The organism is Dyella silvae, assembly GCF_026421305.1.
Lineage (GTDB): Bacteria > Pseudomonadota > Gammaproteobacteria > Xanthomonadales > Rhodanobacteraceae > Dyella > Dyella silvae.
Genome location: NZ_JAPJBQ010000006.1, coordinates 275,490 through 290,215 on the forward strand (window position 1 = coordinate 275,490; position 14,726 = coordinate 290,215).

Below are 14,726 nucleotides of genomic sequence, written 5' to 3' on the forward strand. Positions count from 1 at the left end.
GGTTCCTCACTCGGGCCGGGCGCAACGGAAGCCCATGTTGTTGGTGGTGTCGGACGCCTTGAGTGCCGAGAGCATGGCCACGCGCATGAGCGTGGCGTAGTTTTCCTTCTGCTGCATGTTGGCGGCACCCGCGCCGCAGAAACGCACCTTGTCGGCGCCATCCTGCTCACGACCATCGCCACTCACCAGCAAGGCGTTGAAGTCGTCCACCCATTCCCATACCAGGCCATTAAGGTCGCGCACGCCGTGCACGTCCGCTTCGCCGCCCACCAGGGGCAACGCGGTGCCCGACGGGCGGCCGTACCAGTCCAGCACGCGGTTGCGCCACGCGGGATCGCTGCGGGCGTCGGCGCGATGGGTGTCGGCGGCCGCAGCGTATTCCCACTCGTACCACGTGGGCAGACGTGCCTGTTCGCTTTCGCAGAACGCCTGTGCGGCGAACCAGCTCACCCGGATCACCGGCTGGCGCGGCAGCGCATCAGGGCCGAGCGCGTCGGCGCTGGCCCATTGCGAGAGGTACTGCTTGTCGGCGAAGACCGTGGCCACGCGATCGCGCGCCCATTGGGGATGGGCGGTGACGAACGCCAGGAACTCGGCATTCGTCACCGGCTCGGTACGCAAGTGGAACGGCTTGATCTGCGCAGGCGCACTCTTGTTGTCGGCAGCAAGCACACTGGCGAAGCTGCCGCCGGGCAACGGTACATACTCCGCCGCCAACGACGCCGTCGTCGCACCTATGCCGATGATCAGCCACACCCAACGCATACCGATCGAACCCATCAATGGCCTGCCGCCGGAGCCGGCGCAGGGTTGGCGCGTACCTTGGCCACCTCTTCCTTGGTGATCTGCCCGCCCGGGTTGCTCCAGCTGTTGAGCACGAAGGTCAGGATGTTGGCCACCTCGTCGTCGGTGAGCTGGCTCATCGGCGGCATCACCGAGTCGTAGTCCTTGCCGTTGACCGTGAGCTTGCCGGTGTGGCCCTGCAGCGGAATGGCGATCAGATCGTCCTTGCTCAACTTGGCCAGGAAATCGGATTTGGCCAGCGGCGGGAACACGCCTTCCAGACCTTCACCGTTGGCCTGATGACACACCGAGCAAGTGCCGGTGAACAACTGCTTGCCCGCAGCGATCTGCTCGTCTTTGCTGAGAGTGCCGCTTGCGTGGGCCTGGGCGGCGACGGCCACGGCCTGCAGGTTCGGTTCGGCGCGATCACCCAGGTACACCGAATCCACTTCCTTGCCCGAATAGATCGCCTTGTTCTCCGGCCCTTCCACCTTGAGGATGCCCATCGCGCCCTTGTTGAAGGCACGCAGGATCGAGTGGTCGACCAGCACGTAACTGCCCGGCACGTCGACGTGGAACTCGGCCATCATCGCGCCGCCGGCGGGAATCAAGGTGGTCTGCACATTTTCCTGCGCGTGCTTACCGCCTTCGTAGTAAACCTTGTCGAAGATCTCACCGATCACGTGAAAGCTCGACACCAGGTTCGGACCGCCATTGCCGACGAACAGGCGTACCGTCTCGCCCACCTTGGCGTTCAACGCATGGTCGCCGGTGAGCGCGCCTTCGTGGCCGTTGAAGAGCACATAGGTCGGGCGCTCGTCGATGGCCTTGTCCATGTCGAACGGCTGGTGACCCTTCTCCCGATATTTGCCGGTGGTGTAGAAATCGCCCTGCATCACGTAGTACTCGTGATCCACCTTGGGCATGCCTTCCGGCGGCTCGACCAGGATAAGGCCGTACATGCCATTGCCGATGTGCATGCCCACCGGTGCCGTCGCGCAGTGGTAGACGAAGATGCCGGCGTTGAGCGCCTTGAAGGTGAACTGGCTTTCATGGCCCGGTGCAGTAAAGCTCGACGCTGCACCGCCGCCCGGGCCGGTGACACCGTGCAGGTCGATGTTGTGCGGCATCTTGCTGTCCGGCGAGTTCTTCAGATGGAACTCCACCGTGTCGCCCTGACGCACGCGGATGAAGCTGCCGGGCACCGTACCGCCGAACGTCCAGTAGGTGTAGGTGACGCCTTCTGAAATCGGCATCTCCTTCTCGATCACTTCAAGCTCCACGATCACCTTGGCCGGATGATCGCGATGGATCGGCGGCGGCACGTTCGGTGGCACGCCCAGTTCGGCATGGATGGGATCGCCCTGCGGCGGACCGAAGTCCCCGGGTACCGACGACGCGGCATGTTCGCCCGGTGCCGCAGCAGGGGTACTCCCGGCGGTATCGCTCGCCGGCTTGCCGGAGCAAGCTGCCAAGGCCAGCACGCAGCCGGCTACCAGCATGGTCTTCAACTGCTGCTTCATCGTGATGCTCCCCTTTGGATTCACGTCATGCAGCCCGGCATACCCACCGCCCAGCGACTCCGGCCACAGGAACGCAGTGAATAAAAATTTCGGGAACCTTGCGCCCGGCGGTGTGTGCGCCCCGTCAACGCGGGTCGCCGGGCCCTGGATCAAGCCCGGTCCATCTCGCTCTACCCCGTTTTTATCTCGCTATAGGGACTCGGATAGTTGACCAGCGCGCAGTACCGACTCGGCCATCTGCCTGAACACGCGATCCATCTCCACCGAGGTAAGCGGCGGCCTTTCATGCAGCCACCATTCCAGCAGGTTGAAGAGCGCACCGGCGATGAACTGCACCGACACTTCCCGCCACGCATCCCCGGTACGCACGGATGATGAAGCTCGCTTCACTTCGTCGCGTACCAGCTCGACGAGAAGACGCTTCAGTCGTACAAGAACTGCGTCACCACTGGGCTTGCCAGCCATGTATTGAAAGACGTCGCGATAGGCAGCCACATGTTCGAACATGTCCCTGCCGAAGCCGAACGATCCGGTGCGCCGATCAGGCGACCTGGCACGCACCTCGCGATACTGGCGGTGGAGCTGCTCATGCAGATCATCGAACCCGGCCAGTAGCAGCGCTTCCTTGCCGTCAAAATGTGCATAAAACGTCGTACGCCCGACATTGGCCCGATCGGTGATCTCCTGCACCGAAAGGCTCTCGAACCCTTTCTCCTGCACCAGCTCCAGAAGGGCCGTGCGCAGCAGCGCCCGCGTGCGCTGAATCCTTCGGTCCTTCGGCATACCCATAACAGGCCCTCTATACCGAACAAAACGGCCTGTTTTGTTCGGCTTTGAACATTAGACCCTTACCGTACTGGCTTCTTTGGCCAGGCGCGAAACACTATGCCCGCCAGCACACGGTACTTCGAGCGCAAGCGTTTTGCTCCATGTCCAACGGATGCCTCCGATCATGTCTTCAATGAAAAGAAGCAGCAATAGCCCTCGCCTGCGGAAGGGCGCGTCTTTGCCTTTCCGCAACTTGATCACGATCCACGGTGACTGCATCAACCTACCCGATGGATACCGCACCATACATTTGCAATTTCGCCGCTTCGCGGGATGTCCGATCTGCAAGCTCCATCTGCACGACATCGCCCAACGACATCAGGAGTTGGTGAAGGCAAACATTGTCGAGGTAGCGGTTTTTCACTCGACTGCGGAAGTCTTGCGCGAACACGGCCATGCGCTCCCCTTCGCTCTGGTCGCCGATCCGGACAGAATCCTTTATCGCGAATTTGGCGTGGAAGCGTCGTTGCGATCAGTGCTTGATCCACGCGCATGGAAGGCCATCGTTCAAGGATTGGCACGCTTCGGGGCAGGGCGCAAGGCGGGCGAGTCAGCGATGGGGTTGCCGGCCGACTTCCTCATCAGCCGTGGCGGAAACATTCTCGACCTAAAGTACGGCGAACATGCGGACGATCACTGGTCCGTCGACGAGATACTTGAGCGATCCCGTGCGCTTGCTTTAGACATCCATACATCCGAGGCAACACAGACTCCAGAACCCGTAACTACGGAGTCAGCGCGCACTCTCTCGCGGAATTGATGCAGACGAGGATTAAAAGACCCCGGCTTTCCGGTTCTGGCTAGCCCAGCGACGCCGTCATCTGCGCAATGAGATGAGTCGCTGCTCCTTCCAGATGCCCTTGCAGCTTCCGGACAGCCTGCTCTGTTTCGCCCCGGCGCAGATGCTTCACGATAGCGTCGTGGTCACCCAGCCACCGAGGTTTCTTTGTGGGCATGGTGGCGTAAGCGCTGACGAACAGAACACACGTGCGGCGCAGCGCTTCGATCATGGCAAGCTGCCGCCGCCGGCCTGCGAGTTGATAAATCGCCCGGTGAAACGCCCAGTCGCCATCCGCCCAGTCAGGGCCGCCGGCATCGAGATCGGACTTGAGGCGCACGCGGTCGATCTCCTCGAGAGCTGCCGGCGTCATAGCCGCCGCGGCTCGCTGAAGGCAGTCACACTCCAACAGAATGCGCAGGTCATATATCTCGCGAACTTCGTCCGGCGTCAGGCTGATGGTTTTAGCGCCACGATTGGCCTCGATTTCCACCAGCCCCTCAGCGGACAGGATGCGCAACGCATCCCGAATGGGAATTCGGCTGACGCCGAATCGCTGGGCAAGCTCGACCTGGGAAAGATCCGTCCCGGGGCGCAGAACGCCTGCCATCAGTTCGCCTCGCAATTCGCTGGCTATCGTTTCCGGCGTCATCGTCGCGCACCTCGTCATTGCCCTCGCCCAAGGCAAAGTGTATACATGTATACACAAACGCTTCAAGGGTGATCGATGACCAAGCATCATGATTTCACTGCACAGATCGTCTGGACGGGCGATCGTGGCGAGGGAACAAAGACCTATCGGGGCTACGACCGCACCTGGCGCATAGAGACGCCGGGCAAGGCACCCATTGCCTGCTCTAACGATCCAATGCTCGGAGGCGACCCCTCCAAACCCAATCCGGAAGACCTGCTTCTCGCGAGCCTCTCGGCCTGCCACATGCTTTGGTATTTACATCTGGCGAGTAACGCGGGGATCGTCGTGAAGCAGTATGAGGACGCGCCACTTGGGGTTGGCGAGACCGGATCGCGCGGCGAGGGACGATTCATCAGCGCGGTGCTTCGGCCGAAGATTGCCGTGGAACGCGGCGCGGATCTCGTAAAGGCCGATGCGCTGCATCATGAGGTCCATCAGTTTTGCTTCATCGCGCGATCGGTCAATTTTCCGATCAGCTATGAGCCGACCTTTATCGAAGTTTGATCCTCAAACGGGAATGCATCGCCGAAGTGCAACGTCCGTCCATGGACTCCACCCGGCTTCTGGTTGCTGCACCGCTCAGGCGGTGCAGAGCCATGATGCGCTAGTCGCGGAATCGACGCCGACGAAGTTCAAGAAGTGCGCTCTGGCTTCACACTTCGTTTTCTCAATCATCCGATTCACACAGCCCAAAGCCTGCGTGCTTCCTCGGCGATAACGTCCGGAAACTCCTCAGGAAAAAACAGCTTTGCGCCTTCCATCCATCGCACACCTTGTGACCGCGGCAGCGCGTGGTCCAGATAGGCAGCATCGTTCGGCGAAAAGATGGTGTCGCCCGTGCCCCATACGATGCGCACCGGTTTTTGACTCTGCCTGAGCAACGGTTCCGTGCCGGCCAGTGGATTCGGTGCGAGGCCCATGGCGTAAGCGTTGGTGAGTGCTCTGCGCGCTGGTGACTCGACCAGTGGCCCGAGATACATGTCGATGGTCTCGTCGGCGAGCTTCTCCGGGTAGGTGAAGGTCATGCCACCGAGCCCCTTGTCTGAGCGTGCCAGATGCTTGTCGGCGACCCATGGAGCAAGCCATTCCTCTGCAAAGCGCCCCTTCCTTGCCAGGTCGATGACGGGGATGACTGCCGGAGGCGGACAGTTATTTTCTACATCGCAGTTGGTGAGGAGCACGGTGCGCACTCGATCAGGGTGAAGCGTAAAGAAGAGCTGCGCGATGGCACCGCCACTGTCATTGGCGACGATGTCGACGTCACGGATGGAAAGCGCGTCCAGCAGTGCGATGAGCATCTGAACCTGAGTTGCAGGCGTTATGTGGACGCCCTCGGCGACCTGGGTGTAACCCAGGCCGAGCGAGTCGGGTGCTATGCAACGGCGATAAGGCGACAACCGTTCTATCGCGCCTCGCCATTGAAAGCTGTTCAGCGGGAAGCCGTGGAGGAATAGGGCAACCTGTCCGCTGCCACGATCGGTATAGGCGATATTGCCGAACCGCGTGGTGAGAAAGCGTCGCTGTGCATTCCAGTTCTTCGCCTCCTCCCTCACTCCACCTGATCCTGCGAAGGCCGCGTCATGCGCCGTAACGCGAGATGCACAGCCGGCAACTACTCCGGCAGCCAATGCACTCATACCGAAACCGAGAAACTGTCTACGCTTCATCTCATTATCCCTGCAGGTTGGGCGTAAATTCCGGCGCCGAGTGCACTTCGTCTCAGCGCCCTCACTGTCGACTCGCCCGGGGAAAGCGCCATCCGACCCGGGCTTTTAACCATCTTTGATTCTTATCTTTTAGGTCGAAAGCGGCTGCGAGCTAAGCGGCACTTTGCTAAGCGCATGGCTCAGGATTGGCCAATCCAAAGCCGAGGAATGCCACGCAGTAACAGCCATAGCGCAAAAGTGACGGCGTACAGGAGGAAGGCCCCGTAGATCACCAAGCCAAAGAATGAGTCGGTGAACGAGGCCACAAACAAACCCGCACGACCACTTGCCACGTTTGTCGTCAACACAAAGAAGAATGGGAAGAGTACGAGCGCCCCCAGAAAGATCGCGCCAAACACCGTCAGGAAGATCCTGTCAGAAAGACCTTTTTTTGGCTGAGGTGAGGCACGAAGGAGCCTGTCGAACCTGAAGAGGTAGACCGGCACGATGGATATGTATCCCAGGATCAAATAGATCAAAGAACGAAGCCGGTGCGTGTCGCTCGCACTGTCTTGTTCGAATAGTGGGCTTTCCACCCAGGTGCGGATACCAGGCACAAGCTCTACCGTCGCGTGTGCAGCCACAGCCAGAAGCATGCTGGCTATCAGATAGTGATAGACATAGGCCTTCCATGATGAACCCATAGGGTCAGAATCTTCTTCCCGGCGACTCTTCGATTGATCCATCAATCCAGCTCCCGTCTTTAACGCCTTTCGATCGCCGCTCAATGTAGCGCCTTGGGGCCATGTCTCGGCATGCGCTCAGGATGTCCGCTTCGAATCGGAAGCAGACCTGTCGCGTACGGCAGCTTGGTTCAGGCGCCATGTGTTGCTCGAGCGAGGCGAGGCTGGAGCAGCCACCAGAACTCCAGTGCCTGGTACCTGCATGGTGCCTGGCCACTTGCACTGACTCGACCTCGCAGAGCGGCCGGCGGCGCACATTGCGCTGGCCACTGCCCCTCTCATCGCCCCTCTCCCCTGTTGCCACAAACACTATGCCAGATCGGCGCCGGGCAGCGCCGGCAACTGGCCTGGTGGCTTGGGCATAGCTCGTGCCACCCCTTCCGACGCATCAGCGCTGCTTTTTTCAGGTGGCCGGGCAAGGTTGGGTGGAGATTGAAGCTGGCCCGGGCTCCCGTCGCCCATGCCGCGCCAGTTCGCCTTTTCTTGATGCAGCTTGCGCTAAACCTGTCCGTTCAGGGGACAACACCGGGCATCCGCGCATGAGGTCTCTGGGCGAGATTATCCGCAAGGCGTTGCCAACGCTCCGTCCGTCCGTGCTCGATTCATGGGTGCTTCTTGCCGTCTGCTTTGCCTGTGCGTCGCCCACAGCGCATGCCAATTGCGCGACCCGAGGTTCGACCACCACTTGCGACAACTCCGCGCCCAATCCCTACCTTTCCGGCATCGGTAACGGCAAGCAGGATAACTACACGGTCACTATCAATGGTGGGACGAGCACGGCGAACGCTGCGCAGATTTCCGTGGGGAACAGAAATGCGATCGCTCTCGACAATAACGCCACCATCAACATTGGCGACTACGCATCGGTCATCAGTAGCGGCAAAAGTGGCGGGGGCTCCAAGAGCAACACCATCGTTTTTGCCAACGATTCGACAGTGACGGTCGGGATCGGCGCCACGGTATGGAACAACGGAACGTCCCAGACCGGAGAGGCGATCAACCCCTCCGGCACCAATAACACGATCATCAACAACGGCCTGATCCAGGCCAGTTCGGCGTACGCGATCTACTTCCAGAACGGCAATACCACCAATACGGTGATCAACAACGCCACCGGCATTATTCGGGCCCCCCTTGGCGCCGTCAGCGGCGACCCTGGGGCCACTGTCATCTTTACAAATCGAGGCCTGGTCGATGGCGACCTGGTCCTTCGTGGCACGAGCGATCAAGTCACGCTCTATACGGGTTCGCAAATCACCGGGTTACTTGAAGGTGGCGGCAGCGACAGCATCACGCTTGGCGGTGCTGGCAGCCAGGCGCTGCCCGGGAACATCCAGGGTTTTTCCACGCTGACAAAGATCGATCCGGGCACATGGACCTTGAACGGAACGATCACCGGAAACTTAAATATCGACGTGAAGGATGGCACGCTGAACGTCACCGGCGACAACACCGGTTTTACCGGAAGCGTCGTCGTGGATCCGGCGCGCACGCTGGCCGGTCAAGCGGTGAGCCTTCCGCCAGCCGTGACGAACAACGGGCAAGTGCTGTTCACCCAGAGCCTCGACGGTACTTACGCAGGCCTGATCAGCGGCACAGGTGCCGTGACCAAATCAGATGCCGGCATTCTTGCGTTCGCCACCAATCAAACCTACGGCGGCGGTACGACGATCAACGCGGGGGAACTTCAGCTTGGAACAAGTGGAACCACCGGCCTTGTGCCAGGCAACATCGTCAACAACAGCACCCTGAGCTTCGATTTGTCGAATACCAACACCTTTGCCGGATTGATCTCGGGCAGCGGGACGACCAGGCAGATCGGCGCGGGCACCATCGTGCTGACCAACAGCAACAGCTACACCGGCGGCACGATCGTGGACAGCGGAACGCTGCAACTCGGCAACGGCACGACGAGCGGCAGTGTGGCCGGCAACGTTTTGGTCGACGGCAATGGCACGTTGTCATTCGACCGTTCCGACATGTATGTCTTTTCGAACGCGATATCCGGAAGCGGCGACGTGGCGCAGATGGGCAGCGGCACGACGGTACTTACCGGCGCCAACACCTATACCGGAATCACCACCATTGGCAGCGGCGCGCTGCAAGTCGGCAATGGAGGCACCAACGGAAGCATCGTCGGCGACGTCATCGACGGCGGCGCACTGGTGTTCAATCGCACTGACACCTTCGCCTACAACGACGTCATCAGTGGCGCAGGCTCGTTAACCCAGGCGGGCGCTGGCACGCTCATTCTCACCAACGACAACACGGTGACAGGGCCTACCACCATCGCCGCAGGCGCGTTGCAGCTGGGAGATGGCACCGGCGCCGCGGGCAGTGTCGCGGGCAGTGTCGCGGGAAAGATCGTGGACAACGGAACGCTCATCTTCGACCGCGGCGACGATTTCACCTATCCGGGCGCGATCGCAGGCAGCGGCGCGGTGACTCAGGAGGGCAGCCACGTGTTGACCCTCACCGGAGCGAACACCTATACCGGACTCACCACCGTCGCCAACGGCACTCTCAAGCTCGATGGCTCGATCGCCGGCAACGTGCAGGTCGATCCGAACGCTACGCTCCGTGGCACTGGCAGCATCGCCGGCGCGGTGACGGTTGCCAGCGGCGGACACCTCGCGCCGGGAAACTCCCCTGGCACCTTAAGTTTCGGATCGTTGACCCTCAACAGCGGCAGCCAACTCGACTATGAACTTGGTTTACCGAACATCGTCGGAGGCGGCACCAACGATCTTATCCAGGTGGCTGGCAATCTCACACTGGCCGGCAATCTCAATGTCACCGACGTCGGCGGCTTCGGCACCGGTGTCTATCGCCTGTTCAATTACGGTGGCACGCTGACCGACAACGGCCTCGCGTTCGGCAGCCTTCCCACGGGATTCACCGCTTCCGATTTGCAGGTACAAACCAGCCAACCCAATCAGGTCAACCTGATCGTTTCTGCAGGTGGCTTTGCGCTGCAGTTCTGGGACGGTTCCCACACCACCGGCACAGGTAGCGTGGATGGTGGCACGGGGGTGTGGGAGACCACGACCACTCGCTGGACCAACAGCAGCGGCACGGTCAACACCTCGTGGGGCAACGGCTTCGCGGTGTTTCAGGGGACCGCCGGTACGGTCACGCTCGGGCAGAACATCAACTTCTCCGGCATGGAATTCCTTACCAATGGCTACGCCATCCAAGGCAACGGGTTCACTCTTGCAGCCGACCCGAGCACGGTGATCCGCGTCGATCCAGGCACCACTGCGACCATCGGCGCAACCATTGCCGATGGTGCAGGCGGTGCCGCCAACGTGACGATGCGTGGCGGCGGCGTACTGATCTTGAGCGGCAACAACACGTATACAGGTGGCACCGCCGTCGATGGCGCCACACTTCAGATCGCCTCCGACGCCAACCTTGGCGCCGCCGCCGGCGCGCTGAGCCTCTCCGGCGGCGTGCTAGCCACGACGGCGAGCTTCAGCTCATCCCGGCATATCACCCTCAATGCGGATGGCGGCACGTTTGCCCCGATAAGCGGGACAACGCTGACCCTTCCTGGCCTGATCGATGGCGCGGGCGCGTTGACCATGGCCGATGCCGGCACCCTGGTGCTGGGTGGCAGCAATACCTACAGCGGCGGCACATTTTTGAACAATGGCGTACTCGCGGTTTCCACCGATGCCAATCTCGGTGCATCCAACGGTTTGCTTGACTTCGCCGGCGGCACGTTGCGTTTCGACGCCAGCTTCAATCCGGCAGCGACGCGCGCGATCACGCTCTCACAGGCGGGCGGCACTATCGACACCAACGGTTCGACGGTGACGCTCAACCAGGTCATCAATGGTGACGGGGCGCTCACCAAGTCGGGCAGCGGTACGCTGACCCTCTCTGCCAACAATGTCTAAGATGGTGGCACCACCATCGCCGCAGGCACCCTGCAGATCGGCAATGGCGGCACCGCCGGCAACATCCTCGGAAATGTTCTGGACAATGGCAGCCTTGTCTTTAACCGCCTGGCCACGCTGACTTACACCGGCGCCATCAGCGGCACCGGAAATCTGATTCAACTTGGTGCAGGTACCACGGTGCTTACGGGCAACAACAGCTACACCGGCGGCACGACCATCACCAGCGGCACGCTACAGATTGGCGATGGCGGCACCACCGGAAACATCAGCGGCAATGTGACGAACCATAGTGCCCTGGTGTTCAACCACTCCGACAACATCACCTTGAGCGGTTCCGTCATCGGAACAGGTACGTTGGCGCAGAACGGTAACGGTACGCTGTTTGTCACCAATAGCGTGACCGAAGCCGGGAGCACTACGATCAACGCCGGCACGTTGAGCATCGGCAACGGTACGACCGACGGCACCGTCGCCACCAACATCGTCGATAACAGCGCGCTGGTGTTCAATCGCTCCAGCGTTACCTATGGCAACGTCATCAGTGGGCCGGGAACCGTGCAAAAGCTCGGCGGGGGTACGCTCACCCTCACCGGCAGCAACACCTATAGCGGAATCACCACGATCAGCGCTGGCACAGTGCAAGTCGGCAACGGTGGGTCCACCGGCACTCTCGGAAGCGGTGCCGTGCTCGACAATGGCATGCTGACCTTCAACCGCAGCGACGCCGTGAGCTACAACGGCGTCATCAGCGGCACGGGCGGTCTTACGCAGGCAGGCCCTGGCACCCTCACACTGACCGGCCGCAGCACCTATACGGGCGCCACGGTGGTCACGGCAGGTACCTTGCTGGTCAACGGCACATTGGGCCCATCGGCAGTCACTGCCAACAGTGGCACAACCCTCGGTGGCGCAGGCATCATCGCCGGGCCGGTCACCATCAATGGCGGCACGCTGGCGCCTGGGGCCCAGATAGGTGCAGCGGGCACGTTGTATGTCGGTGGACTCTCACTGCACTCGCAGTTGAATGTCGACCTGGCGATGCCCGATGTGATTGGCAGCCCCAACGACCTGATCAACGACACGGGCAATCTGTCGCTGACCGGTGTGTTGAACGTCAACGACGCGGGCCAGTTCGCCAGCACGCCGGGCAGCTACCGGTTGATCAACTACGAAGGGACCTTGAGTGGTGCCGGGCTCACGCTGGGCTCCATCCCGGGCGGCGCCAACGAAGCGGTGATCCAGACCGTCGTGCCCAACGAGATCAATCTGATCAAGTTCATCAACGGCCTCCCGGTGCAGTTCTGGGATGGCACGGCCGCCAACGCCGGCAGCGGCGTGATTAATGGCGGAAGTGGTACCTGGAACACCAGCAGCGCCAACTGGACCAACGCCACCGGGACCATCAACCAGAGCTGGCTTTCGGGTATGGGGATTTTCACCGGTGCCGCGGGCATCGTCACACTCGGTCAGCCCGTGACCGCCATGGCACTGCAGTTCCTCACTGACGGCTATCGCGTCGAAGGCAATGGCAATGCCATCACGTTAGTCGCCATGCCGAGTGGGGCCGCACCACTTATTCGGGTTGACCCCGGCGTCGTTGCGACCATCAACGCGGTACTGGCCGGCAACCAGGGTTTGACCAAGGCTGATCCAGGTACGCTCGTCCTGACGGCCGCCAATACCTATACGGGCGGAACGACCATCAGCAACGGCACCTTGCAGCTTGGCGAAGGCGGCACCACCGGAAGCATTGCTGGCGACGTCACAGACAATGGCGTTCTCGCATTCAACCGCTCCGATAGCAGCACATTCGCAGGCACGGTTTCCGGCACGGGTGGCCTGACGCAGATGGGTAGTGGCACGACCGTACTTACGGGAAACAACAGCTATGCCGGCGGAACAACCATCAGTGCCGGTGCGTTACAAATCGGTGCGGGTGGCACGAGTGGCGCCATCGTGGGCAACGTCACCGACAACGCCACGCTGATTTTTGATCGCTCCGATACCGTCACCTATACCGGTGCGATCTCCGGGCTCGGCCAGTTCGTGCAAGCAGGCAGCGGCACAACCATTCTCGGCGGTGTAAGCACCTACACCGGCCCCACCACCGTTGCCGCCGGCACGCTTGAACTCGATGGCTCGCTTACCTCGACCATCACCGTAGACAAGGGCGGCGTGCTGTCTGGCATTGGCTCGACGACAGGCGACGTCATCAACCAAGGCGTCGTTGCTCCCGACCCACCCGCGCTCACCGGAACGCTGCTGGTCGGAGGAAACTATGCAGGCAATGGTGGCTCACTACTGATCAAGGCCGTGCTCAACGCTGGCGGTCCTGGCCATCAGGTCACCGACCGGCTGTTGGTGGAGGGTGCCGCAACGGGCAGCACGCCTTTGAACGTACTCGCCCTGCCGGGCAGTACACCGCAACTCACCGGCAACACGAGCACCAGTGGTATTTCAGTCGTGCAGGTCGCCGGTCCGGCGGGCACGACTGCGTTCCAGCTACCGCATGGCTTTATTGCCTCTGGGCCGTATGAAATGCGTTTGTATGAGTTTCCTGCCGGAACGTCGGCACCGTCGGAGATCGACCCGCGTCTGGCGGCTGCAGGCGTTGTCTCGGTATCCGACTATCGCCTGCAGGTACCCATCGTGCAGTCATCCTCGGCCCCGTCGATACCCGGCGGGCTCCCTGTTGGGGACGGTCCAAACGGCGAGGCACCTGGCGATCCGGTGGTCCTGCCGCAGGTGCTTGCTTATCGTGCGCTCCCGCCCGCGATGTTTTCTTATGGCTATGCACTCGCCGACGATTTGCACAAACGGCTGGGCGATTTCGAGCAAGGCGGCATAGGGCCGAATGCCATTGAGACCTTCGCGCGCTACGGCCATTGGAGCGGTTCGTTGGTCAGCGATCGATTGCCCGACATCGATCAGAACCTGTGGTACCTGCAAGTAGGTGCGGGCTGGGTCGGCCGATCGTTGTGGTCAGATGGCGACCAACTGCACCTCGACGCGACCGGCAGCCTGGGCAGCGCGCATCTGAACGCCAACATCGACCACGACCGCGTGGATTTTGACGCGCAGAGCCTGGGTGCCACCGCCACCTACATGGCAGCGCGCGGCTGGTATCTCGACGCCGTCTTGCAGGATACCGATTACAGGCGCATCCGAACCCGCACCGTCCAGGAGGGCCAGGTTGACGAGTTTGGTGGACATGGGTGGCTGTTCTCGCTGGAGGGCGGCTATCCGTTCTGGATCAACGGCACCTCGATTGAACCCCGCGCCTCCATCGCCTACCAACACATTGACGTTGATCATGCAGTCGACGTAGACCAGGTTTCATTGCAACTCGGTGGCGACGCCAGCTTGCTCGGGCGCCTTGGCCTGCGTGCAGAGCATCCGTTTGCCTATGAAAACGATGGCTACCATTTCGTCACGCCCTTTCTCACCCTGGATTACCTTCACGACTTCAAGAGCGGCAAGCAGGAGCAACTGGACACCATCTCGTTCGAAACCTCCAGTGCGGGATCGGCGCTGCGGTTCGGCGGCGGCGTGACCGCACAGCTCGGGTCCCGCTGGGGCATCTATCTGACGATTGAGCGCAGCGTGGCCCGAGACCATCGCGGATTTGCCGGCACGGGAGGCGAGGCGGGCATGCGTGTGGTGTTCTGATTCAAGCCATCCTCGCTTGGCGTTGGTCCGATTTCGAAGCTTCTGACATCAGCACCAGGTCACGTTGGCCGGGCGCCGAAAGGAAGATCGAATTCGGTACAAATTCGTAGGCTCGATTGCGTACATCTACGCGGTTTCAGCCAGATGCTTTTGGTGG

Annotated in this window: 10 protein-coding genes; 4 read left to right on the forward strand and 6 right to left on the reverse strand. The window is 61.2% G+C overall.

Translation table 11 applies throughout. From position 1 onward, the window contains the following. Positions 1-6: 6 nt before the first annotated feature. The 3 genes from OQE56_RS15425 to OQE56_RS15435 form a co-directional block, all read right to left on the reverse strand. Complete coding sequence (locus tag OQE56_RS15425) at positions 7-780, reverse strand: formylglycine-generating enzyme family protein (RefSeq protein ID WP_267225523.1); 774 nt, start codon at positions 778-780, stop codon at positions 7-9. Then, the gene (gene nirK, locus OQE56_RS15430; RefSeq protein WP_267225524.1) at positions 780-2,306 is read right to left on the reverse strand and encodes a copper-containing nitrite reductase; all 1,527 of its coding nucleotides are present in this window, start codon (positions 2,304-2,306) and stop codon (positions 780-782) included. The genes OQE56_RS15425 and nirK overlap by 1 nt, the downstream gene beginning before the upstream one ends. A gap of 189 nt (positions 2,307-2,495) precedes the next feature. Next, complete coding sequence (locus OQE56_RS15435; protein WP_267225525.1) at positions 2,496-3,095, reverse strand: TetR/AcrR family transcriptional regulator; 600 nt, start codon at positions 3,093-3,095, stop codon at positions 2,496-2,498. 163 nt (positions 3,096-3,258) lie between these two features. On the opposite strand from OQE56_RS15435, the gene OQE56_RS15440 reads away from it, so the two are divergent. Then, complete coding sequence (locus tag OQE56_RS15440) at positions 3,259-3,894, forward strand: peroxiredoxin-like family protein (protein ID WP_267225526.1); 636 nt, start codon at positions 3,259-3,261, stop codon at positions 3,892-3,894. Between the two features lie 40 nt (positions 3,895-3,934). Here the strand turns inward: OQE56_RS15440 and OQE56_RS15445 are convergent, their stop codons facing one another. Beyond that, complete coding sequence (locus OQE56_RS15445) at positions 3,935-4,564, reverse strand: GntR family transcriptional regulator (protein WP_267225527.1); 630 nt, start codon at positions 4,562-4,564, stop codon at positions 3,935-3,937. 75 nt (positions 4,565-4,639) lie between these two features. On the opposite strand from OQE56_RS15445, the gene OQE56_RS15450 reads away from it, so the two are divergent. Beyond that, entirely contained in the window at positions 4,640-5,110 is a 471-nt protein-coding gene (locus OQE56_RS15450) for an OsmC family protein (RefSeq protein ID WP_267225528.1), read from the forward strand. 176 nt (positions 5,111-5,286) lie between these two features. Here OQE56_RS15450 and OQE56_RS15455 read toward each other — a convergent pair whose 3' ends face one another. Together OQE56_RS15455 and OQE56_RS15460 are read right to left on the reverse strand one after the other, a co-directional pair. Continuing rightward, positions 5,287-6,243: an alpha/beta fold hydrolase gene (locus tag OQE56_RS15455; RefSeq protein ID WP_267225529.1), complete on the reverse strand. Its 957-nt coding sequence runs from the start codon at positions 6,241-6,243 to the stop codon at positions 5,287-5,289. A gap of 209 nt (positions 6,244-6,452) precedes the next feature. After that, positions 6,453-6,998 carry a hypothetical protein gene (locus OQE56_RS15460; RefSeq protein ID WP_267225530.1) on the reverse strand — a complete coding sequence of 182 codons (546 nt, stop codon included), beginning with the start codon at positions 6,996-6,998 and terminating at the stop codon, positions 6,453-6,455. A 536-nt stretch (positions 6,999-7,534) separates the two neighbouring features. On the opposite strand from OQE56_RS15460, the gene OQE56_RS15465 reads away from it, so the two are divergent. Beyond that, complete coding sequence (locus tag OQE56_RS15465; RefSeq protein WP_267225531.1) at positions 7,535-10,897, forward strand: beta strand repeat-containing protein; 3,363 nt, start codon at positions 7,535-7,537, stop codon at positions 10,895-10,897. 156 nt (positions 10,898-11,053) lie between these two features. Further along, the gene (locus OQE56_RS15470; protein WP_267225560.1) at positions 11,054-14,569 is read left to right on the forward strand and encodes an autotransporter-associated beta strand repeat-containing protein; all 3,516 of its coding nucleotides are present in this window, start codon (positions 11,054-11,056) and stop codon (positions 14,567-14,569) included. Positions 14,570-14,726 lie beyond the last annotated feature (157 nt).